This window comes from Kitasatospora terrestris, from assembly GCF_039542905.1.
In the GTDB taxonomy this organism is placed as follows: domain Bacteria; phylum Actinomycetota; class Actinomycetes; order Streptomycetales; family Streptomycetaceae; genus Kitasatospora; species Kitasatospora terrestris.
Window position 1 is genome coordinate 4,979,542 of the sequence record NZ_BAABIS010000001.1, and the last position, 22,529, is coordinate 5,002,070.

The 22,529-nt window shown below is 74.6% G+C and carries 17 protein-coding genes and 1 pseudogene; 11 read left to right on the forward strand and 7 right to left on the reverse strand.

The features are described 5' to 3' along the window. Positions 1-2: 2 nt before the first annotated feature. On the reverse strand, positions 3-1,355 hold the full coding sequence (locus ABEB06_RS23040; protein WP_345698781.1) for an APC family permease: 1,353 nt from the start codon (positions 1,353-1,355) through the stop codon (positions 3-5). A gap of 84 nt (positions 1,356-1,439) precedes the next feature. On the opposite strand from ABEB06_RS23040, the gene ABEB06_RS23045 reads away from it, so the two are divergent. From ABEB06_RS23045 to ABEB06_RS23055, 3 genes are all read left to right on the forward strand, one after another. Next, positions 1,440-2,414 (forward strand): 4-hydroxy-3-methylbut-2-enyl diphosphate reductase, encoded by a 975-nt coding sequence (locus tag ABEB06_RS23045; RefSeq protein ID WP_345698782.1) that lies wholly within the window; start codon positions 1,440-1,442, stop codon positions 2,412-2,414. 167 nt (positions 2,415-2,581) lie between these two features. Next, on the forward strand, positions 2,582-3,322 hold the full coding sequence (ppgK, locus tag ABEB06_RS23050; RefSeq protein WP_345698783.1) for a polyphosphate--glucose phosphotransferase: 741 nt from the start codon (positions 2,582-2,584) through the stop codon (positions 3,320-3,322). A 122-nt stretch (positions 3,323-3,444) separates the two neighbouring features. After that, complete coding sequence (locus ABEB06_RS23055) at positions 3,445-4,830, forward strand: IS1380 family transposase (protein ID WP_345696755.1); 1,386 nt, start codon at positions 3,445-3,447, stop codon at positions 4,828-4,830. 210 nt (positions 4,831-5,040) lie between these two features. On the opposite strand, the gene ABEB06_RS23060 is transcribed toward ABEB06_RS23055, so the two are convergent. After that, a complete protein-coding gene (locus ABEB06_RS23060) occupies positions 5,041-5,469 on the reverse strand; it encodes a DUF6542 domain-containing protein (protein ID WP_345698784.1) in 429 nt (142 codons plus the stop codon). 260 nt (positions 5,470-5,729) lie between these two features. Here ABEB06_RS23060 and ABEB06_RS23065 point away from each other — a divergent pair, with 260 nt between their 5' ends. Beyond that, positions 5,730-6,119, forward strand: a complete 390-nt coding sequence (locus ABEB06_RS23065; protein ID WP_345698785.1) for a VOC family protein — start codon at positions 5,730-5,732, stop codon at positions 6,117-6,119. Between the two features lie 76 nt (positions 6,120-6,195). Then, complete coding sequence (ychF, locus tag ABEB06_RS23070; protein ID WP_345698786.1) at positions 6,196-7,269, forward strand: redox-regulated ATPase YchF; 1,074 nt, start codon at positions 6,196-6,198, stop codon at positions 7,267-7,269. An 83-nt stretch (positions 7,270-7,352) separates the two neighbouring features. Here ychF and ABEB06_RS23075 read toward each other — a convergent pair whose 3' ends face one another. Then, complete coding sequence (locus ABEB06_RS23075) at positions 7,353-8,753, reverse strand: ALF repeat-containing protein (protein WP_345698787.1); 1,401 nt, start codon at positions 8,751-8,753, stop codon at positions 7,353-7,355. A 122-nt stretch (positions 8,754-8,875) separates the two neighbouring features. Between ABEB06_RS23075 and ABEB06_RS23080 the strand changes: the two genes are divergently transcribed. Beyond that, positions 8,876-9,235 carry a VOC family protein gene (locus ABEB06_RS23080; protein WP_345698788.1) on the forward strand — a complete coding sequence of 120 codons (360 nt, stop codon included), beginning with the start codon at positions 8,876-8,878 and terminating at the stop codon, positions 9,233-9,235. A gap of 72 nt (positions 9,236-9,307) precedes the next feature. Here the strand turns inward: ABEB06_RS23080 and ABEB06_RS23085 are convergent, their stop codons facing one another. From ABEB06_RS23085 to ABEB06_RS23100, 3 genes and pseudogenes are all read right to left on the reverse strand, one after another. Next, complete coding sequence (locus ABEB06_RS23085; protein ID WP_345698789.1) at positions 9,308-9,964, reverse strand: HAD-IA family hydrolase; 657 nt, start codon at positions 9,962-9,964, stop codon at positions 9,308-9,310. A 50-nt stretch (positions 9,965-10,014) separates the two neighbouring features. Then, positions 10,015-11,171: pseudogene (locus tag ABEB06_RS39400) on the reverse strand (dihydrofolate reductase family protein). 136 nt (positions 11,172-11,307) lie between these two features. Further along, positions 11,308-11,922, reverse strand: coding sequence for a pyridoxamine 5'-phosphate oxidase family protein (locus tag ABEB06_RS23100; RefSeq protein WP_345698792.1), 615 nt, complete (start codon positions 11,920-11,922; stop codon positions 11,308-11,310). 147 nt (positions 11,923-12,069) lie between these two features. On the opposite strand from ABEB06_RS23100, the gene ABEB06_RS23105 reads away from it, so the two are divergent. From ABEB06_RS23105 to ABEB06_RS23125, 5 genes are all read left to right on the forward strand, one after another. Beyond that, a complete protein-coding gene (locus ABEB06_RS23105) occupies positions 12,070-13,143 on the forward strand; it encodes a DUF4190 domain-containing protein (protein ID WP_345698793.1) in 1,074 nt (357 codons plus the stop codon). A 143-nt stretch (positions 13,144-13,286) separates the two neighbouring features. Then, entirely contained in the window at positions 13,287-13,823 is a 537-nt protein-coding gene (locus ABEB06_RS23110) for a (deoxy)nucleoside triphosphate pyrophosphohydrolase (RefSeq protein WP_345698794.1), read from the forward strand. A 244-nt stretch (positions 13,824-14,067) separates the two neighbouring features. Continuing rightward, a complete protein-coding gene (locus ABEB06_RS23115) occupies positions 14,068-16,758 on the forward strand; it encodes a SpoIIE family protein phosphatase (protein WP_345698795.1) in 2,691 nt (896 codons plus the stop codon). A gap of 73 nt (positions 16,759-16,831) precedes the next feature. Further along, complete coding sequence (locus ABEB06_RS23120) at positions 16,832-19,390, forward strand: SpoIIE family protein phosphatase (protein WP_425559678.1); 2,559 nt, start codon at positions 16,832-16,834, stop codon at positions 19,388-19,390. A gap of 124 nt (positions 19,391-19,514) precedes the next feature. Further along, positions 19,515-21,248 carry an ABC transporter family substrate-binding protein gene (locus ABEB06_RS23125; protein ID WP_345698796.1) on the forward strand — a complete coding sequence of 578 codons (1,734 nt, stop codon included), beginning with the start codon at positions 19,515-19,517 and terminating at the stop codon, positions 21,246-21,248. Here the strand turns inward: ABEB06_RS23125 and ABEB06_RS23130 are convergent. Next, entirely contained in the window at positions 21,238-22,446 is a 1,209-nt protein-coding gene (locus ABEB06_RS23130) for a hypothetical protein (protein WP_345698797.1), read from the reverse strand. The genes ABEB06_RS23125 and ABEB06_RS23130 overlap by 11 nt on opposite strands. Between the last annotated feature and the right edge of the window lie 83 nt (positions 22,447-22,529).

Sequence of the window (22,529 nt, forward strand, 5' to 3'; positions counted from 1 at the left end):
GGCTACGGCCTGACCCCGTCAGCCCGCCGCGACTGCGCCAGCAGCACCGCCAGCCCGACCAGCAGCCACAGGGCCCCGACCAGCAGGGCGGTGGACGAGGCCTCCACCAGCACCCAGACGATCACCGCGATGCCCAGCACCGGCACCACCGTGTGGCGCCACCACGGCCGCGCGCCCTGCCGGACCACATACCACCCGATCACCGAGGCGTGCAGCAGGGCGAACGCGGTCAGCGCGCCCACGTTCACCACGCTGGTCAGCCGGTCCAGCCCGTCGTCGCGGCTCGCCGCCCAGACCGCCGCCGCCATGGTGACCGCGGCCGTGGTGAGCAGGGCCCGGCGCGGCACCGCCGACACCGGGTCGACCGCGCCCAGGAAGCGCGGCAGCCGCCCGTCCCTTCCCATCGCGTACACCAGCCGCCCGGCCGCCGCCTGCCCGGCGAGCGCCGCGAACGCCGCCCCGATCGCCTTGCTCGCCGCGATCAGCACGTGCAGCCAGTGCCCGACGCCCGTCTCCACCGTGTCGTAGAACGCCGACCCCTGCTGCGCCGGGTCCGCCGCCAGCTCGGCGGGCGACAGCGGCTCCAGCAGCGCCGCCAGCCAGGTCTGCGCCACGAACAGCAAGCCCGCCAGCGCCAGGCACCACAGCAGCGCCCGGGCGACCGCCGCCGACGCGCCCACCGCCTCCTCGACGAACGAGGCGATCGCGTCGAAACCCAGGTACGAGAGCACCGCGACCGAGACCGCCGACACCACCGCGGTCAGCGAGAAGCCGCCGACGCCCTCCACCGGGGACAGCCAGTCCCGAGCCGAGCCGTGCCGCAGGAGCTCCACGGCGGCCGCCACCAGGAACACCGCCAGCACCGCGATCTCCATCGCCAGCACCGCGAACCCGACCGCCGCCGCCGTCCGCACCCCGACCAGGTTGAGCCCGGTGGTCACCACCACCGCCAGCGCCGTCCACACCCACCGGGAGACCCCGGGCACCAGCGAGTTCAGCGCGATCCCGGAGAACAGGTACGCCACCGCCGGGATCAGCAGGTAGTCCAGCATCGCCATCCACCCCGCGACGAACCCCGGCCCCTCCCCGAGCCCCGCCCGCGCGTACGCGAACACCGAGCCGGTCTGCGGCACCGCGCGCACCATCCGGGCGTACGACCACGCGGTGAGGCCCATCGCCACGGTCGCCAGCAGGTACACCGCCGCGACCGCGCCGCCGCTCTTGGCGTCCAGCACCCCGAACACCCCGACCGGGGCCATCGGCGCGATGAACAGCAGGCCGTACACCATCAGGTCGCGCACGCCCAGGCTGCGCCGCAGGGCCCCGGCTTCCGATCGATCGCTCATTCTCCCCATTCGACCACCGCCGCCGCGCCGCGCCGGAGGGCCACGCGGGCCGGGCGCGTCGGCAGCCCGGACCGGCGCCCGTACGATGGAGCCATGTCCACCAGTGCTCAGCGCCGTGTCCTGCTCGCCGCCCCCCGGGGCTACTGCGCGGGCGTCGACCGCGCCGTGATCGCCGTGGAGAAGGCCCTGGAGCAGTACGGGGCGCCGATCTACGTCCGCAAGCAGATCGTCCACAACAAGTACGTCGTGCAGACCCTGGAGAAGAAGGGCGCGATCTTCGTCGACGAGACGGAGGAGGTGCCCGAGGGCTCGATCGTGGTGTTCTCCGCGCACGGCGTCGCGCCGTCCGTGCACGACGAGGCCCGGGTCGGCAAGCTCGCCACCGTCGACGCCACCTGCCCCCTCGTCACCAAGGTGCACAAGGAGGCCGTCCGCTTCGCCGACGAGGACTACGACATCCTGCTCGTCGGCCACGAGGGCCACGAGGAGGTCATCGGCACGATGGGCGAGGCCCCGGACCGCATCCACCTGGTGGACGGTGCCGAGGACGTGGCCAACGTGCAGGTCCGCGACGAGTCCAAGGTCGTCTGGCTCTCCCAGACCACCCTCTCCGTGGACGAGACCATGGAGACCGTCGGCGAGCTGAAGAAGCGCTTCCCGCTGCTGGTCAGCCCGCCCAGCGACGACATCTGCTACGCCACCCAGAACCGCCAGGTCGCGGTCAAGCAGCTGGCCCCCGAGGCCGACCTGCTGATCGTGGTCGGCTCCAAGAACTCCTCCAACTCGGTCCGGCTGGTCGAGGTCGGCCTCGAGTACGGCGCCAAGGCCGCCCACCTGGTCGACTTCGCCGAGGAGATCGACGAGGCCTGGCTGGACGGCGTCACCACGGTCGGCCTGACCAGCGGCGCCTCCGTCCCCGAGGTGCTGGTCGACGGCGTGCTGGAGTTCCTCGCCGCGCGCGGCTACGACACCGTCGAGACCGTGAAGACCGCCGAGGAGCACCTGACCTTCTCGCTGCCCAAGGAGCTCCGCCGCGACCTGCGCGCGGAGGCCGCCGGCAAGCTCTGACCCGCCGTCCACGACGCCCGGCCCCGACCCCAGGGGCCGGGCGTCGTGCTGTTCCGGATGTTCCGGGCCGTACTGCTTCAGCTATCGGGCTGCGGGCGCGAATCCCCGCCCGTAGCGTTGTGCACAGGCTGTGGACGACGACCGCGCGCAACGGAGGGCAGCGGCAGATGACGACGGTATTCGGCGTGGACATCGGCGGTTCGGGCATCAAGGGGGCCCCGGTCGACCTCGAGGCCGGGGCCCTGGCCCAGGAGCGGCTGAAGGTGCTCACCCCGCACCCCTCGGGTCCCGAGGCGGTGGCGGCGGCCGTCCAGGAGGTGGTCCGCAGCTTCGACCACCGCGGGCCGGTCGGCCTGACCTTCCCCGGCGTGGTCGTCGACGGGCGGACCCGTACCGCCGCCAACGTCGACAAGGGCTGGATCGGCCGGGACGCCGCCGCGCTCTTCTCCGACACCCTCGGCCTGCCCGCCACCGTCCTCAACGACGCGGACGCGGCCGGCGTCGCCGAGATGACCCACGGCGCCGGCCGCGGCCGCGGCGGCGTGGTCCTGGTCCTCACCTTCGGCACCGGCATCGGCAGCGCGCTCTTCTCCGACGGGGTGCTCGTCCCCAACACCGAGCTCGGCCACCTCGAACTGCGCGGCAAGGACGCCGAGCGCCGGGCCTCCTCGGCCGCCAAGGAGCGCCACGACCTCAGCTGGGCCGACTGGGCCGGCCGCGTCGACGAGTACCTCGACCTGGTCGAGATGCTCTTCTCCCCGCAGCTGCTGATCATCGGCGGCGGGGTCAGCCGCAAGCACGACAAGTTCCTGCCGCTGCTCAAGGACCGCACGGCGGAGGTCGTTCCGGCGCTGCTGCGCAACGACGCGGGCATCGTCGGCGCCGCGATGGCCGCCGCCCAGTACTGAGCCCGGATCCACCGGGCTGTGACTGAGGTGGGGACGGGCTGACGCAGAGAGGTGCCTGCTGAGCTGGGAGGATGGGAGTTCTCTACGCTTCCGTCCGGCCCAACCAGCAAGGCACCTCGTAAGTGAAATCCTCCCACAGCTCCGCCGCGCTCACCGCCGCGTTCGACGAGCCGAACCTGGTCGCGGACGCGGGGCTCGTCCCGCTGGTCCGGCTGGCCGAGCGGGTCGGGCTTCCCGGACTGGTCGAAGACAGGCTGAGGCTCGACGGTGCGGGCAACAGCGGCGGTGCCAACCCGGCTGCGAAGGTGATGACGCTGGTCGCGGCGATGTGCGCCGGGGCCGACTCGATCGACGACACCGGCCGGCTGCGGCACGGCGCGATGGGCCGGCTGTTCGGCGGGGTGCGCGCGCCCTCCACGCTGGGCACGTTCCTGCGCGCGTTCACGCACGGGCACAACCGGCAACTCCATGCGGTGCACCGGGACTTCCTCGCCCGTCTCGCACGGGACACCCCGCTGCTGCCCGGCCTGGACCGGGTGGCGTTCGTGGACGTCGACCCCACCCACCGGCGGGTCTACGGACGCGCCAAGCAGGGTGCCGAGGTCGGCCGGTTCAAGGGCGTGCGCACCCTGCACCCGATCCTGGCCACCCTCAGCACACCGACGGCCCGCCCGGTGGTCGCGGCGGTCCGCCTGCGGCGGGGCAAAGCGGCCGACGCCCGCGGCGCCGGACCGTTCACGAGCGAGGCCCTGGCGGCCGCCCGCCAGGCCGGGGCGGGCGGAACCGTGATCGTCCGCGCGGACAGCCAGTTCTACAACGCCGACGTGGTGGCCGCCTGCCGCCGCGCGAGAGCGCACTTCTCCGTGACGGTGCGGATGAACCCCCACGTCGCCGCCGCGATCAGCGCGATCGGCGAGGACGCTTGGACGCCGATCCGATACCCCGAGGCGTTCGTCGACCCGGACACCGGCGAGCTGGTCTCCGACGCCGAGGTCGCCGAGATCACCTACACGGCGTTCACCGGCCGCAGGAAGACCGAGCACACCACTGCCCGGCTGATCGTGCGCCGGGTCCGCCGCCTGAACGCCGAAACGGCTGCCGGGCAGGGCGAGCTGTTCACCGCCTGGCGCTACCACCCGGTGTTCACCGACAGCCCCTTCGCCACGCTCCAGGCCGAACTCCACCACCGGCAGCACGCCACGATCGAGCAGGTCATCGCGGACGGCAAGGGATCGGCCCTGGCCCACCTGCCCTCCGGGAACTTCCAGGCGAACAACGCGTGGCTGACCCTGTGGGCCATCGCCCACAACCTGCTGCGAGCCGCCGGATCCCTCGCCGGGACCTTCCACGCGAGAGCCACCACCGCGACCCTGCGGGCCCACCTGATCCACGTCCCGGCCCGCATCGCCCGCTCGGCCCGCAGGCTGACGCTCCACCTGCCCGACCACTGGCCCTGGCAACACGCGCTCACCGATCTGTTCGACGCCGCCCACCCGCCACCGGCCTGATCACCAACCCGACCACCCGCCCGACAGGGCCCGACCGGAGCAGACGTGGAAAAGCTGGGCAGACCAGCAAACACCCCACACCCACCACCCAGTCACCCCCGCCAAAACCCAGATCCGATCACTCCAGAATCAGGTCGGTGGATTCGGGCTGAGTACCGGCCACCACCCGTCGGCCCCTCACGGGGGCCGGCGGGAATCGCCGGACCGGCCTCAGCGGGTGCGGCGCAGGCGGCGCCGGGCGACGAAGCGGGCGGCCACGATCGCCGTCGCCAGGCCGGTGCCGGTGAACAGCCAGCCGGCCCGCAGCGCCAGCCCGCCGGCCAGCGCCACCACCTCGCCGGTCACGCCGTCCGCCGCCACCGGCTGGACCACCAGCAGCGCCGCCGCGAACGCGATCGGCCCGCTGATCGGCGCGGCCGGCAGGTCGGTGAACCGCACCCGCACCGCCAGCTGGAAGCAGACCACCAGGTAGCCGAGGCCGAACAGCACGCCCAGGCCGCCGAACAGCAGCCGGTCCGCACCCGCCACCAGCAGCATCGCGGCCACCCCGGCGACCCCGGTGCCCATCCCGGTCAGCCGGGCCGGGCGCCCGGTGCCGGACCGCCCGCGGCCGAGCGGCAGCCGAAGCCGCAGCCGCACCCGCGGCACCGACCGCCCGGCCGAGGCGGTCCGCAGCCGCGAGTCGGGGGGCGACGCGGGTCCGGGTACGGCGGCCTCGGCGGCGCCGCGCCCCGGCGGTCGCCTTCTCGGCCCTGGCGGCGAGGTTCGGATGCTCTGCTCCACCGGTCCAACGTACGGTCCGATCATCGGCACCCTGTGTAATGGGCGCGAACGGGTTCTTCCGTGTCCGCGTACGGAGTAACGTTCGGTTGGAACGATCATCAGGGGGGGTGGACGGTATGACCGGGACGACCGGGTTCTCGTTCGACAGGCTGCACCACGTCCAGCTGGACGTGCCGCCCGGTGCCGAGGAGCGCTGCCGGGCGTTCTGGGGCGGCCTGCTCGGCATGACCGAGCTGGCGAAGCCGCCCGTCCTGGCCGCCCGCGGCGGCTGCTGGTTCCGCGGCGGCGGGTACGAGGTGCACCTCGGCGTGGTCGCCGGGCACGCGCCCTCGCCCAAGGCCCACCCGGGCATCCTGGTCACCGGCCTCGACGCGCTCGCCGAGCGCCTGGCCGCCGCCGGCCACCCGGTCGGCTGGGACGAGGACTTCCCCGGCTTCCGCCGCTTCCACAGCGCCGACCCGTTCGGCAACCGCCTGGAGTTCCTGGAGCCCGACCGGTCCGCCTGAGCGCGCCCCGTAGACTGGGGGATCGGCCCGCAACCCCGCGCCGCTCCACGCCCTCCAAGCCACGGGACATCGCTTCATGTCGCTCTCGATCGGAATCGTCGGCCTGCCGAACGTCGGCAAGTCGACCCTGTTCAACGCCCTGACCAAGAACGACGTGCTGGCGGCCAACTACCCGTTCGCCACCATCGAGCCCAACGTCGGCGTGGTCGGCGTCCCGGACGAGCGCCTGGCCGTCCTCGCCGGGATCTTCGGCTCGCAGCGGGTCCTGCCCGCCACCGTCGACTTCGTCGACATCGCGGGCATCGTCCGCGGCGCCAGCGAGGGCGAGGGCCTGGGCAACAAGTTCCTCGCCAACATCCGCGAGTCGGACGCGATCTGCCAGGTCGTCCGCGCCTTCACCGACCCCGACGTGGTCCACGTCGACGGCAAGGTCTCGCCCAAGGACGACATCGAGACCATCCACACCGAGCTGATCCTCGCCGACCTCCAGTCGGTCGAGAAGGCCCTGCCGCGCCTGGAGAAGGAGGCCCGGCTCAAGAAGGACACCGCCGCCGTGCTGGCCGCCGCCAAGGAGGCCCAGGCGATCCTGGAGACCGGCAAGACCCTCTTCGAGGCCGGCTTCGACGCGACCTCGATCCGCGAGCTGCACCTGCTCACCACCAAGCCCTTCCTCTACGTCTTCAACGTGGACGAGGACGAGCTGGCCGACGAGGACTTCAAGAACGCCCAGCGCGAGCTGGTCGCCCCCGCCGAGGCGATCTTCCTCAACGCCAAGATCGAGTCCGAGCTGATCGAGCTGGACGACGCCGAGGCCCTCGAACTCCTCCAGTCCATGGGCCAGGAGGAGCCCGGCCTGGCCACCCTCGCCCGGGTCGGCTTCGACACCCTCGGCCTGCAGACCTACCTCACCGCCGGCCCCAAGGAAACCCGCGCCTGGACCATCAAGAAGGGCGCCACCGCCCCCGAGGCCGCCGGTGTGATCCACACCGACTTCCAGAAGGGCTTCATCAAGGCCGAGGTCATCTCCTTCGCCGACCTGGTCGAGACCGGCTCGATCGCCGAGGCCCGCTCCAAGGGCAAGGCCCGCATCGAGGGCAAGGAGTACGTCATGCAGGACGGCGACGTCGTGGAGTTCCGCTTCAACGTCTGACGCACCGGCAGCACGCGAGGAGACCGGCCCCCGGGGTTCCCGGGGGCCGGCCTCCTCTTGATCCCGGTTCGTTCCCGGTGCGGTCAGGCCCGGATGCGGCGGCGGGTGGCGACCAGGGCGCCGGCGCCGAGGAGGACGGCCGCGCCGCCGGCGGCGGTGAGGGCGCCGAACGGCGTCTCGGTGCCGGTGGAGGCCAGGCGGTCGGCGGTGGTGGTGCCGCTGCTGCCGGTGCCCCGCGCGGTGCCGGCGGTGGTGTCGGACGCCGGGGTCACGGTGGTGCCGGTCTGCTGGTTGCCGGTGGTGGCGGCGTTGTCCCGGGCCCGGGCCGCGGCGAGGCCGCTGGTCAGGAAGGCGCGGTACGTCGCGGCGTCGCCGGTGCCGAGCGCGGCGAGCGCCGCCTTCCGCACCGCGGGACCGCCGCTCTCGGCGAGCTGGGAGATCCGCAGCTGGTCGTCGGACCGGCGGATCGACGGCAGGTCGGCGAAGAACCTGTCGACGTCCGCGGCGGTGCCGCCCATGGCCTTCTGCGCGGCGTCCTCCAGGATCCGGCCGTGGTCCTTGGACGCGATGAGCCGCATCAGCTCGACCCGCTTGTCGTGCTCCTGGATGCTCGCCAGCCGGTGCTCGAGGAAGGCCAGGACGTCGGCGTCGCTGCCGTTCAGCGCCTGCTGCGCGGCCTCGCGGACGGCCGGGCTGCTGGCCGGGTCGGAGTAGATCTGCACGACCCGGACCCGGCGGTCGCTCGCCTGGACGGCCGGCAGCTCGACGTCGAGGAAGTGCCGGATCGCCGCGTCGCCGGCCTTGAGCGCCTTCTCGGCGGCCTCGCGGACCCGCGGGCTGTTCTTCGGGTCGCCGGCGGCCCGGGCCACCCAGACCCGGAGGTCGTCGAGCTGGATCTTCGGCAGCTCGACGGTGAGGAAGTGCTCGACCGCGGCGTCGCCGCCGTCGAGCGCCTTGCCCGCCGCCTCGCGCAGGTAGTCGGACGCGTACGGGCCGGCCATCGCGGCGGCCACGGCGGCCCGGTTGTCCTCGGCGCGGGCCCTGAACTGGTCGACCTCGAGGAACTTGGTGATCGCCGCAGGGCTGCTGTCGCTGAGCGCGGCATTGGCGGCCGCGCGTACGGCCTTGCCGCCGAGGGACATGATCTGGACGACGCGGAGCCGGTCGTCGACGAGCTGGGCCGAGGCCCGGCCCGCGTCCAGGAACTGTCGGCGGTCGGCCGGGGTGCCGGCGAGGGCCTGCTCGGCGGCCTCGCGGACGATGGGGCCGCTCTTCGGGTCGGCCTTGATCTGCTCGATCTTCGCGCGGTTCTCCGCGTCCTTCTTGGCGGCCTCGTCGTCGGCCTGGCCGGTGGCGGGTGCGGTGTCCGGCTGCGACTGGCCGGTGGGGAGCTCCTCGGCGAGGGCGGGAGCGGCGCCGAAGGCGGTGGGCGCGGCGACGGCCGCGACGAAAAAGGCAGCCGCCAGCGAGCGACGGATGTTCACGAGAATTCCCCCCGAGGAAACTGAACAGACGATCGAAGTGATCATATGTCAGTAGTGCTGGTCGTCGGCGAACGGATTTCGCGGGTGTCGCGTGCCGCGGGCCCGCCCGTAGAGTGGCCGGCATGTCGCCGATCGCCGCCCTGCACGCCGTCGTCCTCGACTGCGCCGACCCCGACGAACTCGCCGAGTTCTACCGGAAGATCACGGGTTGGGAGGTCAGCTACCGCAGCGGGACCTTCGTCTTCATCGGCGAGGGTGCCACCCGGATCGGCTTCCAGCGGATCGGCGGCTACCTGCGTCCCCGGTGGCCGGGCGGCAATCCGCGGGCCCACCTGGACTTCACGGTCCCCGACTTCGCGACCGGGATCCCGGCACTGGTCGCGGCCGGCGCGAGCCTCCCGGACGACCAGCCGGGCGGGGACGACTGGAAGGTCCTGCTGGATCCCGCCGGACACCCGATGTGCGTCACCGAAGCCCGATAGCCCGATAGCCCGATCGCCGGACGCGGTCGGCCGGCGGACGACCGGCCGAGGGCCGGGCCGAAGAAGGGCCGTTCACCGCACCTCGACCGTGAGGATTCCCTCGGCGCCCGCCGTGACGGTGACCCCCAGCAGGTCGGGGGCGTGCACGGTGGGCCGCTGGGCCCCGGCGCGCGGACCGATGCCGAGGACCGGCATGCCGGCGGCCCGGCCGGCCGCGATGCCGGCCTCGGAGTCCTCCAGGACCAGGCAGTCGGCGGGCTCGAAGCCCAGCTCGGCGGCGGCCTTCAGGAAGCCCTCCGGGTCGGGCTTGCTCGCGCCGACCCGTTCGGCGGTGACCAGCAGCGGCGGGAGGCCGAGCCCCGCCGCGCCCATCCGGGCACGGGCGAGCGGCTCGTCGGCCGAGGTGACCAGCGCGTGCGGCAGGCCGGCTAGCTGGGCGAGCAGGGCGGCCGCGCCGGGCACCTCCACGACGCCCAGCAGGTCCGCGGTCTCCTCGGCGAGCATCTGGCGGTTCTCGGCGAGGTTCTCCTCGACGGGCCGGTCGGGGAGCAGCTCGGCCATGGTGAGGTGGCCCTGGCGGCCGTGGGCGACGTGCAGCACGGTGTCGGCGTCGAGGCCGTGCCGGGCGGCCCAGCGGCGCCAGACCCGCTCGACGACGGCGTCGGAGTTGACCAGGGTCCCGTCCATGTCGAGGAGCAGGGCGCGGACGGTCAGGGCGGCGGTGGTCATCGGGGGGTCCTCCGGAGGTGCCGATGGCTTTGTTTTTCCATGATACAAAATCATCCGCCGAGCAGGTGGGCGTTGACCGCCCGGGCGGCGTCCGCCAGCTCCGGCAGCTCGACCACCTCGATGCCGGCCTCCTCCAGCAGCTCCGTCCCCTGGCAGGCCGCGACGAACAGGGCCGGCTCCCGCCAGGCCACCACCACCCGGGGGATCCCGGCCGCGATGATCAGCCGGGCGCACGGCCGGGGCCGCGACTTGCGCTCCCCGCACGGCTCCAGCGTGGAGTAGACGGTGGCGCCGCGCAGGCGCGGATCGCCGTCCGGCAGCTTGGCGAGGGCGGCCTCCTCGGCGTGGTTGTGCGCGTCCAGCTCCCGGCTGTAGCCCTCGCTGAGCACCTCGCCGTCCGCGCCGACGATCACCGCGCCCACCGAGAACGCGCTCTCGGACGGCGGGCAGAGCCGGGACAGCTCGACCGCCCGGGCAAGAAAGGCCAGGTCACCCCTGGCCGGGCCGTCGTTCACCGGGTCACCACTCACGCGTCGGACTCCTTCGGGGCGTAGCGCAACAGCACGACGTCCCCCACCGTACGTGCCTCCAGCAGGCGCATCCGGTGCCGCGGGCCGCCGGGGTAGTCGGCGGTGCCGAGGAAGCGCGGCGCGTCGGCCTGGCCGACCAGCAGCGGGGCGACGGCCAGCTGCAGCTCGTCCGCGAGCCCTTCGGCGAGGAACTGGGTGTGCACGCTGCCGCCGCCCTCGACCATCAGCCGCCGCACCCCGCGCGCCCCGAGGTCGTCCAGCACCGCGCCGAGCCCGACCCGCGACCCGACCCCGACGACGTCCGCCAGCCCGGCCAGTTCGGCGCCGAGCCGGGGCGCGGCGGCGTCGGTGGTGTACGCGACCTTCGCCCCGCCGGTGTGCCAGAAGTTCAGGGCGGCCGGCAGTCCGCCGCTCGCGCTGAGGGTCACCTTCAGCGGGTGCGCCGGGAGGCCGGCGGCGACCCGCTCGGCGCGCCGGGCCTCGGAGTTGACCAGCAGTCGGGGGTTGTCCCGGCGCAGCGTGTTGCCGCCGACCAGGATCGCGTCGCTGCCGGCGCGCAGCTCGTCGACCCGGTCGAAGTCCTCCGCGCCGGACAGCAGCAGCCGCTCGGGGGAGGCGTCGTCGAGGTAGCCGTCGACCGACACGGCAGCGCTCAGCAGGACGTACGGACGTGGCACGGCGGGCTCCTTCGGCTGGCTCTGCCCTCACCGTACGTCCGCCGGCCGCGGCTCCCGACCGCACGGCGGGTCGGCTGCCCCTCCTGCCGGACACCTCCCGGACGGCGGCACCGAGGCGGAGGGCGCCGGTCCGGCGTCAGCCGGCGGTTCCGCCCGCCGCCCCGGCCCGCTCGGGCCGGGGCGGCAGCGGCAGGGGCAGCGCCGGCAGGCCGTCGATGCTGGTGGCGATGTACGGCTTGCCCTCGCAGTAGGTGTTGAACTCCTCGTCCGTCTTGCGGTCGAAGTACTGCTCGTGCAGCTCGCGTTCGCCCCGGTAGTCCATGAACGGCACCGCGAACCCGCACGAGTCGCTGACCCGCTCGGCCCGCACCAGCACGATCGCGCGCAGCGCCGAGCCGTCCGCCGCCGGGTCGAAGCGGCCCAGCAGCTCCGCGAACCGCGGGTCGTCCCGGAACACCGCCTCGCCCTGCCCGTGCACCCGCACCACGGTCGGCGGACCGTCGAACGCGCACCACATCAGCGTGATCCGCCCGTTCTCCCGCAGGTGCGCCAGGGTCTCCGCGGTCGACCCGCCGAAGTCCAGGTACGCCAGGGTCAGTTCGTCGAGGACCACCAGCGTCCCCGAGCGGCCCTTCGGCGAGAGGTTGACGTGCCCGTCCGCGCCCAGCGGCGCGGTGGCGACGAAGAAGACGGGCTGACGATCGATGAACTCCCGCAACCGGCCATCGATGCGTTCGTATGTCTTTCCCATGCCCGCCAGTCTAGGTGTCTCGCTCCTCAAGATGGCGATTACCGCCTGATGAGACGGGCTGGGTGGAATCCGTTTGCCCGGGGCTCCGCGCCGACGGTACGTTCCCCCGCGATCGCGACCGACGGACCGCCCGACAGAAGGACCCGCATGCCCGACACCGCCCACGACGCGCCCGCCGCACCGGTCTCCGAGCCGGATCGGCCGGTGACCGTCGGCTGGCAGCGACCGATGACCAGGTTCGCCATTGCCTCGGTCGCCACCGGGGTGCTCGGCCTGTGGCCGCTCGCCGCCGGTTTCGCGGTCACCGCGCTGGTCAAGGTGCGCAAGGGGCGGCGCGGCAAGGGCCTGGCGATCGTCGGGCTGGTGCTGTCGGTCCTCGGCGCGCTGGTCACCACCGTGCAGTTCCTCCACCTCGACCGGCCCGACGGGGGCAGGACCGTACCGGTGGAGGCGCTGGAGACCGGGGACTGCTTCACCTATCTGGACGGCGCCGGGAGGGGGCTCGACCTCTCGGACCACTCCCGGATGCCGGACGCCGTCGTGGTGCTCCCGTGCACCGAGCCGCACAACGGCGAGATCACCGCCGCCGCGCCGCTGAAGCGCGGCACCTACCTGGAGGACGAGGCGCTGCGGCAGGCCGGCGCGCTCTGCGGGCCGGCCCTCGCGGGCTACCGGCCCGACCGGTGGAGCCTGCCGGAGGGTGTCGTGCCGTCGTACTACTACCCGGCGGCGACCTCCAGGCTCACCCGGGGCGAGACCATCCACTGCTTCCTCGCCAGCGGCCGGACCCTGGTCACCGGATCGCTCCGCAGCGCCCGTCCGGAGGGCGCCCAGGCCGCCTACCTGGCGGCGGTGGAGCCCTACGACTCGGCGGTCGCGGCCGCCGTCCCGGAAGCGTGGGCCTCCGCCGACCCGTCGGCCTGGGAGCCCTGGCGGACGTACGCGGCCGCCGTCGCCGAGGCCGAGCGGAAGTCGGCCGACGCCCTGCGCAAGGCGGCCCTGCCCGACGCCCAGCGGCCCGCGGCGGCCGCCCTCGCCGACGGGCTGGCCGCGAGCGCCGACGCCTGGCAGCAGGTGGAGGGGGCCGGCAACCCCACCCGGCAGAAGGCCGCCGTCCAGGCCGCCCAGGACGCCGACGCGGCCCTGGACGAACTGGCCGCGCCGCTGCGTCGGGCGCTCGCCCTGGCGTCCACCCCGCCGACCGACTTCTACGCCCTCTGACGCGCCGGGCCCGCCCGCGCCCGCGGTTCACACGCTGTTGACGTTCGGCGTTACTCGCCGGTAGCAAAGGGTGGGTACGGTCGGGTCCGAGGTTGGCGCGCCCGGCCCGACCCCCACCGGGCCGGGATCGCTACCGTGGCGGGGTGGAGACCAGTTTTCGGGTGATGCGGCAGGACGACAACGGCAACCGTTTCCCGGTGGCGGGAGGGTTGGGCCGGTCGGCGGCCGAGGAGATGGCGGCGGAGTTCGAGGCGCGCGGCCACAAGCAGCTGTACTGGGTCGAGGCCGAGGTGCGGATCGTGGTCGGCGGCGCGCTGGTCCGCGACGGCCGGGTGCTGGCGGCCCGGCGCAGCACGCCGGCCGAGGTGGCGGGGTTCTGGGAGTTCCCGGGCGGCAAGGCGGAGCCGGGGGAGTCGGTGGAGCAGGCGCTGGAGCGCGAGCTGGCCGAGGAGCTGGGGGTGCGGGCCCGGGCGCTTCGGCAACTGCCGGGCAGCTGGGTGGTCCGGCCGGGCCTGGAGCTGCGGATCTGGGCGGCGGAGCTGCTGGAGGGCGAGCCGCGCGCCCTGCTGGAGCACTCCGAGGTGCGTTGGCTGGGCCCCGCCGAGCTGGAGTCCGTCGAGTGGCTGGCGCACGACCGCGAGGTGCTGCCGCACGTCGCTGAGCTGCTGCGCGCACGCTGACCCGGACGGTGCGGCGCCCCGGCCCGGACGGCCCCTCGCATGGGGCAAAGACGACCCGTATGCCGGGATAGTGCCGCGTTCCACGGGGTATGTCACTGTTCGGCAGCATTCGTCACCATCGGTGATCCGAGACCGCGTCACGCGGCGCTGCCCGCACCCGCGGCGCCCGCCGCGGTGCGCGGTCCGACGGCCGGAGGCCCGCTAGGTGTCGAGTTCGGGTGACGCGGGGCGCCGAGCCCGCCCCGTGGGCGCGTTCGGCGGTGCGGCGGCCCGTGCCCGGCTGCGCCGCCGTCGGGTGGCGGCCCGGGCGGCGGCGGAGGCGCAGGCCGGCCCGGCGGGCACCCAGGCGGTGGACGGCGCGGTGCCGGTGCTGCCGGTGCGCGGCCGCCCGACCGTCCCGTTCCCCGGCACTCCGGCGCCGCTCCCCTACGGCAGCGGCCCGAGCGGCGCTCCGGCCACCCGCGGCAGCCTGCTGGACGTGGTGAAGGTCGCGATCATCATCCTGGACACCGCCGGCCGGGTGGTGCTGTGGAGCCCGGCGGCGGAGGACATGCTGGGCTGGCCGAGCGAGGTGCTGGTCGGCCGGACGATCGAGGAGCTGATCAACGACCCGGGCATGGTGGACCGGGTCCGGGCGGCGATCCAGGAGACCCTGCGGCTGGGCAACTGGCACGGCTTCACCGAGCTGAACGACCGGGACGGGGCGCCGATCGCGGTGGAGGCCCGGCTGTCGCTGCTGGTGGACGGCGACGGCACGCCGTTCCTGCAGGTGGCGCTGGCCGACGCGGGCACCCTGCAGGCGGTGGAGCGCGACCTGGCGGTCCGCGACGCGCTGTTCGAGCAGTCGCCGCTGGGCATCGCGGTGCTCGACACCGACCTGCGCTACACCGCGGTCAACCGGACGCTCGCCGACATGAACGGCGTCGCCCCGGAGGAGCACGTCGGCCGGACCACCGGCGAGACCCTGCCGGAGCGGGCCGCCGACGAGATCACCGCGATCCAGCGCCAGGTGCTGGCCACCGGCGAACCGGTGATCGACGTGACGCTGGCCTCCCCGGTGACCGCCCGCTCCGGCTTCCGCTCGATCTCCTACAGCCGGATGACCGACCGCTCGGGCCGGGTGCTCGGCATCTCGGGCACGGTCATGGACGTCACCGAGCGGTACCGGGCGGTCGCCAAGGTCGAGCACGCCCGGCGCCGGCTCTCGCTGCTGAACGAGTTCGGCTCCCGGGTCGGCGACCTGCTGGACGCCTCCCGGATCGCCCAGGAGCTGGCCGGCGCCGTGGTGCCCCGGCTCGCCGACTACGCCGGCGTGATCCTGCTCCAGGCCGTCGCGCACGGCGACGACCTGCCCCGGCACGGGCACGACCGGCGCACCTCGCTGCTGCAGCTCGGGGTGGCCTCCGTCCAGGACGGCCCCGAGGTGGAGGTGATGCTGCGGCGCGGCGCCCGGATCACCTTCGCCGAGGACTCCGCGTTCGGCCGGGTGCTGCGCAGCGGCGTCCCCGAGCTGCTCTCCGGCAGCGACGAGCTGAGCGACGTCTCCTACCCCGGCGACCCCAAGGTGCAGGCCGCGCACGAGCTGGGCGTGCACTCCCGGCTGGTGGTCCCGCTGCGCGCCCGGGGCATCGTGATCGGCCTGCTGGTGGTCTCCCGGGCGGGCTACCGGGAGGGCTTCGACCGGGACGACCTGGCGTTCACCGTGGAGCTCGCCGACCGGGCCGGCAGCTCGCTGGACAACGCCCGGCTGTACGCCCGGGAGCGGACCGCCGCGCTGACCCTGCAGCGCACCCTGCTGCCGCAGCAGGTCCCGCAGCCCGCCGGGGTGGAGGTCGCCTACCGGTACGTGCCGGGTTCCAGCGGCACCGAGGTCGGCGGCGACTGGTTCGACGTCATCCCGCTGCCGGGCGACCGCACCGCCCTGGTGGTCGGCGACGTGATGGGCCACGGCCTGCGGGCGGCCGCCACGATGGGCCGGCTGCGCACCGCCGTCCGGGTGCTGGCCGCCCTGGACCTGCCGCCCGACGTGCTGCTGCGGCACGTCCACGAGCTGGCCGACGACCTCGCCCAGGGCCCGGACGAGGCGCTGCTCGCCACCTGCGTGTACGCGGTCTTCGACCCGGCCGGGCAGCGGCTGACCGTGACCAAGGCCGGGCACATCCCGCCCGTCCTGGTGGTGCCGGGGCCCGCGCCGGGGGAGGAGCCGGCCCGGACCGGCGGCCCGTTGCCCGGCGGCGTCGGCCAGGTGCTCGACCTGCCGTCCGGCGCGCCGCTGGGCGTCGGCGGGGTGCCGTTCGAGTCGATCGAGCTGGAGATCCCCGAGGGCAGCCTGCTGGCGCTGTGCACCGACGGCCTGGTGGAGTCCCGGGACAAGGACCTGGACGTGGGCCTGGGCCGGCTGGTCAGCGTCCTGGAGCAGCCGTACGCCTCGATCCAGCAGGCCTGCGAGGCGGTGCTGGACACCATGGAGCAGGGCCGCGAGCCGGACGACGTGGCGCTGCTGCTGGCCCGGCTCGGCCGCGGCCAGGCCGGCACCCCGACCGCCGGGTGGACCCTGCCCGCCGAGCCGACCGCCGTCTCCCGGGCCCGCCGGCTGGTCCGCGGCACCCTCTCCGAGTGGCACGTCGAACAGCTGACCGACACCGCCGAGCTGCTGGTCAGCGAGCTGGTCACCAACTCCGTCCGGTACGCCAGCGCCCCGATCGGGGTGCGGCTCACCCTCGGCGACACGCTGCTGGTGGAGATCTCCGACCCGCTGCCCGACCCGCCCCGCGAGCGGCACGCCGCCGAGGGCGACGAGGGCGGCCGCGGACTGGAGCTGGTGCGCAGGCTCGCCCTGCATTGGGGGGCCCGCGCGGAGGGTATGGGCAAGGTCGTCTGGTTCGAACTCGCCCTGGAGGAAGGTGCCGTTCAGCCACCCGATTCGATGTTGTGACGTCCGGGACGTGTGCGCCCGCGCCCGGATGATGAATACTCGGACGGAATACCTCGGTCTTCTCGACATCCGGATGGGCGCGGATATTGGAGGGGTCGGTCCGTTGAACAGCATCCCGGCACGCAACGCGACGAGTGGCAGCGGCCGCGCCGCCGTGCCCGGCCAGCCGGGCGCGCAGTCACCGCACCCGGCGCCCTCGTCGTACCCCGTCGCGCCGCCGCCCGGCTGGGGCCACGACCCGAAGTCCGGCTCGATCTACGACTACATCCGGGTCGCCACCTTCGCGATCGGCCCGGACGGGCGGATCGCCCAGTGGAGCGACCGGGCCGCGGAGTTCTTCGGCGTCCCGGCCGCCGACGCGGTCGGCGCCGACCCGATCACCACCTTCGTCCCGCGCGAGCTGTGGCAGCGCGGCCGGGCCCGGCTGGAGCGGATCCTCTCCGGCGAGGAGTGGGTCGGCACCGCCCCGTACCGCGACTCCACCGGCGGCGAGGGCCTGGCCGAGGTGTACGTGATGCCCGCCAGGGAGGCCGGATCCGCCACCTGCCTGGCCGTGGACCTGGGCCGGCTGCGCTCCGTCGAGACCCAACTGGCCGCCTCCGAGGCGGTCTTCGGCCAGACCCCGACCGGCTTCTTCCTCTTCGACCTCGACCTGCGGCTGCAGCGCGTCAACGACGCCTTCGCCGCCGGGGTCGGGCTCGCCCCGGAGGCCCTGCAGGGCCTGACCGCCGAGCAGGTCTTCCAGCCCGGCGACGCCGACCGGCTGCAGGTCGCCCTGCGCAAGGTGCTGGCCGGCGACGAACCCGTGCTCGACCTGCGGCTCAGCGCCGCCCACCACCCCGAGCGCCGGCCCGCCGGCCGCGGCGACCACCGCACCTGGGCCGTCTCGCTGTACCGGCTCAACGGCCCGGCCGGCCGCCCGATGGGCGTCGCCGGGCAGGTCCAGGACGTCACCAGCCGGCACATCGCCGAGCGCGAGGCGGCCGGCGTGCGCCGCAACCTCGCCCTGCTAAACGAGGCCTCCAGTCACATCGGCTCCACCCTCGACCTGGAGACCACCGCCAAGGAACTGCTCGACGTGATCGTCCCGCAGTTCTGCGACGTCGCCACCGTCGACCTGTACACCGCGCTGCTCTCCGGCGACACCGCCCCGCTCTCCGCCACCCCGGAGACCGGCGAGCTGCGCCGGGTCGCCGTCTCCAGCGTGGTCGGCAACGCCCCCTCCGTGCTCGGCACCGAACGCGGCGGCGTCCGCGTCGCCGAGGCCGGCGGCACCCTCTGCTACCCGCCGCGCTCCCCGCACGCCCGGGCCCTGCGCACCGGCCGCTCCACCGTCCCGCAGCCCGGCCCGGACCCGCTGCTGCGCTCCACCCTGGTCGTCCCGCTGGTCGCCCGCGACCGGGTGCTCGGCCTGGTCCAGCTCTCCCGGGCGATCGGCAGCGAGCCGTTCGACGCCCGCGAGGTGGCGATCGCCGAGGAGCTGGTCGCCCGTGCCGCCGTCTGCATCGACAACGCCCGGCTCTACCGCCGCGAGCACGAGCGGGCGCTGATCCTCCAGCGCAGCCTGCTGCCCCCGGGCAACCCGGCCGCCAGCGGCCTGGAGATCGCCCGCCGCTACCTGCCCGGCAACAACAACACCGAGGTCGGCGGCGACTGGTTCGACGTCATCCCGCTGCCCGGCTCCCGCACCGCGCTGGTGATCGGCGACGTGATGGGCCGCGGCCTGCGCGCCGCCGTCGCCATGGGCCAGCTGCGGACGGCCGTGCGCACCCTCGCCATGCTCGACCTCGATCCCGCCGAGGTGCTCTCCGCCCTCGACGAGATCGCCCGCGGCCTCGGCGGCGAGGACACCTCGCCCGGCGAGGAGCTCTACCTGGCGACCTGCGTGTACGCGGTGTACGACGCGGTCAAGCAGCGCTGCACCTTCGCCAACGCCGGCCACCTGCCGCCGGTCGTGCTCAGCCCCGGCGAGGGCGCCCGCATGATCGAGGTCCCGCCGGGCCTCCCGCTCGGCGTCGGCGGCGAGCCGTTCGAGGAGGTCACCGTCGGCCTGGAGGCGGGCGCCGTGCTCGGCCTCTACACCGACGGACTGGTCGAGTCCCGCAAGCACCAGCTGGACGAGGGCCTGCGGGCCTTCCGCACCGCGCTCACCAACGGCTCCAGCGAGCTGGAGCTGCTCTGCGACCAGGTGCTGGAGGAGCTCAACCCGCACCACGGCGAGGACGACATCGCCCTGCTGATGGCCAAGGTCCGGGCGATGCCGTCCGGTGCCGTCGGGGACTGGAAGCTGCCGCCGGAGCCCACCTCGGTCGCCAAGGCCCGCGAGGCCGCCTGCGGGTGGCTGCTGGAACGCGGCCTGGACGAGCTGGTCGACACCTCCGAGCTGCTGGTCAGCGAGCTGGTCACCAACGCGCTGCGGCACGGGCGCGGGGAGATCCGGCTGCGGCTGCTGCGCGACCGGACGATGGTCTGCGAGGTCTGGGACGACGGCTACGCCCAGCCCCGCCAGCGCCGCGCCCAGGAGACCGACGAGGGCGGTCGCGGCCTCCAGCTGGTCAGCCTCCTCGCCGAACGCTGGGGCAGCCGCCGCACCCCCAAGGGCAAGATCGTCTGGTTCGAACTGGCCCTGTAGGCGGGCCGGACACGAGACCGTTCCGCCGTGCGGGTGCATCGACGGGTACCGTCCGCCGTGTCCTGACGCGCGGGGCGCCGTTGTGCCGTTCAGTGGTCCTCTGGTCCACCGGACGGAGGCTCGGATGCGCGCCCACCAGTACCTCGCCCCGGCGGTCGCCCTGCTGCTGGCCGGATCGCTGGCTGCCTGCTCGGACGACGCCGCGCCCGCCCCGGCCGGCGACGTCCCGACGGTCGACCGGTCCGAGGTCCGGGACGGCGGCACCCTGCGCTGGGCGGTGGACGCCGTCCCCGCCACCCTGAACGTCTTCCAGCCCGGGGCGACCGAGGACTCCGGCCTGGTGGCCCGCGCCCTGCTGCCGACGCTGTTCCGGCTGGACGCCACCGCCCGGCCCCTCCCCGACCCGGACTACCTCGCCTCCGCCGAGTCCACCCCGCCCGGGCAGAGCCCGCAGACCGTCACCTACCGGCTCAACCCGAAGGCGGCGTGGAGCGACGGCACCCCGATCGGCGCCGCCGACTTCACCGCGCAGTGGAAGGCGCTGGCGGGCTCCGACCCGGCGTACGTCGCCGACCTCCCGGCGGGCTACGGCGCCATCGAGTCGGTGGCCCAGGGCAGCGACCCGCGCGAGGTCCGGGTGGTCTTCAAGCAGCCGTACGCGTCCTGGAAGGGGCTGTTCAGCCCGCTCTACCCGGCGGCCGCGACGGCGACCCCCGAGGCGTTCAACCGTCCGCTGACCGAGGTGCCCTCGGCCGGCCCGTTCACCCTGCAGGCCGCCGACGCCGCGGCGGGCCGGGCGACGGTGGCCCGCAACCCGAAGTGGTGGGGCGCCCCGGCGAAGGCGGAGCAGATCGACTTCCTCGCCGTCCCGCCCGCCGACCGGCTCGACGCCCTCGACCAGGGGAAGCTCGACGTCGCCGCGCTCACCGACGCCATCGACCGGGCCACCCCGCCCGGCACCGCCAGGACCGCCCCGCCGCCGGACGCCGCCGCGGTCGCCCAGGCGTCCGCCCAGGCGCTCAAGCGGGCCGAGGCGCTGCCCGGCCTCACCCTGCACCGGGCGGCGGCCGCCGGATTCACCCAGCTGACGCTGAACTCGACCCGCGGCCCGCTCGCCGACCAGACGGTGCGCCGCGCGGTGGTCCGCGCCGTGGACCGCCGGCAGGTCGCCGACGCCGCGCTCTCCCCGCTCGGGGTGCGGGCCGTCCCGCTCGGCAACCACCTGCTGATGAACGGCCAGGTCGGCTACCGCGACAACAGTGCCGCGGCGGGCTCCGAGCCCGCCGCCCAGCTCCTCGACCAGGCCGGCTGGAAGAGCGGCGGCGCCTCCGTCCGCAGCAAGGACGGCAAGGAGCTGGTCCTCACCCTGCTGCTCCCGGACGGCTCCGCCACCGCCCGCCGGACCGCCGACACGCTGGCCGCCGAGCTGTCCGGGGCCGGCATCACGGTCCGCCCGCAGCCGGTCGCGCCGGACGCCTTCGTCAAGGACCACCTGGCGACCGGAGACTTCGACCTGGCCCTGTTCTCCTGGCCGGCGACCGGCTACCCGGCCGCCGACGAGCGGGCGCTGTACACCAAGCCGCGGCCCGGCCCGGACGGCCACCCGGTCGCCGGGCTGAACTACGCGGGCACCGGCAGCGCCGAGCTCGACCAGCTGCTGGCCCGCGCCGCGGCCGAACTCGACCCGGCCGTCCAGCGCACCCTGCTGCAGGAGGCGGACGCCCGGATCTGGCAGCTGGCCCACTCGGTGCCGCTCTACCAGCGGCCCGACCTGGTCGCCGTCCGCAGCACCGTGGCCGGGGCCGGCGCGTACGGCTTCAGCACCCCGCGCTACCAGGACGTCGGCTTCAAGAAGTAGCCGGGCCCACGCTCTCGCGCGGGTCGTCGACCTCGATCACGTTCAGCCCGATCCGTGCCTCGACCAGGGCGATCCGGGCGAGGCCGGGCATCGCCCGGCGGGCCCGGTCCAGCTCCGCCCGGGCCTGCTCGGGCCGGCCGACGGAGGCCAGCGCGGCGGCGTGGCTGCAGGCGGCGTGGGCCTCCCAGAACCGGTCCACGGTGCGCCCGGCGGCCTTCCCGGCCAGTCGGACGGCCTCCTCCCGGCGGTTCTCCAGCAGGGCCAGGTCCGCGTCGGCGGGCAGGCTCCGCAGCAGCATCGGGCTCCAGGTGCGCAGCAGCCCGACGGACTGGCCGAGCCACGGCACGGCCTGGGTGGCCGGCAGCGTCCCGGTCTCGGCGGCGCCGACCAGCGAGGCGGTGCGCAGGCCGACGGCGACGGCCGCGTACCGCGGGTGGGGCCCGGCCTCCAGCGCCCGGTTCACCTCGACGGCGGCCTCGGTGTACCGGCCCTCGGCCAGGTCGACGCCGGCGTGCACCAGGTGGCTCTGGAACCCGGGCGCGCCGTCGTCCGCGACCCGCTCCAGGGCGGCCCGGGCGTCCTCGACCCGGCCGTCCCGCAGGGCGCGCGCCGCGAGCTCCTCGCCGGGGCGCAGCGCGTACGTGGTGAGGGCCTCGGCGGGCAGGAAGGGCATCCTGAAGAGCACCCAGCCGATGGTCAGCGGCAGGTTGAAGGTCGCCAGCATGACCAGCGCGAACACCAGGAACGCCATGGCGCCGGGGAAGGCCCAGGCGGGGGCGGAGCGCAGCAGCCACAGCCCGGTCCCGATCTGCGCGGCGAGCTGGAGCAGCGCGGAGACCACCAGCCGCCACCGCAGGCCGGGCCGCCGGATCGGCGCCCAGACCACCGACACGAAGGGGAAGGGCAGCCGCCGGACATTGACCGGCACCCCGCCGATCCGGGCGGACAGGAGCCGCCGGCCGTAGCCGAGCTCCACCGCGGTGACCGCGAAGCCGGAGAACCGCCCGAGGACCAGCACCCAGACCATCGTCAGCTGGAGCGAGAGCAGCGCGCCCAGGCCTGCGGTCAGCCCGGCGGCGAGCGGGCCCCAGCTGCCGGAGACGCCGTCGCGGACGACGACGCCGAGCGCGAGGATCAGGCCGACCTTGAGGAGGATCTGCCGGCCGCGGCCGGCGGCGGGCTTGGGGGAGGAGCTCATCGGAACAGGCTGGTGGATCACCGTCGCCGGGCAGAAGACCTGTGACGCACTTGTGATCTCGGCCTCGCCGGGCCTGCCCGTTT